Here is a 390-nt window from a genome sequence, read left to right as displayed (position 1 = left end):
TATTGAGGTTTGGAATGCCTGTTTCGTTAAACTATTAAAAATAAAAAAGCGGACCTTTTTGGGGTCCGCTTAGTTTTGGTATTCCGGTTATTATAACACTTCCAATAATTGGAGCGCGTTATAGGCACCATTGTTCAATGGATATTGGATACCGTTGACTTCTTGATAAAACGCCACTTTTAGGAAGTAACATTGCGCTCCGGCTCCAATTGGAACAGCGGAAGGTGTCAAGGTTACCGTTGCCGTGGTGTGATCAATAGGCAGGTTTGCAATTGGGCTTAGCCTCAGATCCTTAGCGCCCGAATTGAAGTCTAAATTCAGGAATCCTGAGGTTAGGCTTACGTGGGTGGAACCTTCCGGAGCATGCATTCTTTGGGCCGGCGTAAAATC

Annotated in this window: 1 pseudogene; it reads right to left on the bottom strand. The window is 44.6% G+C overall.

The window, feature by feature from the left end:
• Positions 1–90 precede the first annotated feature (90 nt).
• A pseudogene (locus J4051_RS18895) lies at positions 91–390 on the bottom strand (hypothetical protein); the annotation flags it as partial.

It is taken from the genome of Gelidibacter pelagius (genome assembly GCF_017581925.1).
Taxonomy (GTDB): Bacteria; Bacteroidota; Bacteroidia; order Flavobacteriales; family Flavobacteriaceae; genus Gelidibacter; species Gelidibacter pelagius.
Note: the sequence above shows the minus strand (reverse complement) of the source record. Positions and strands in the feature narration are given on the sequence as shown.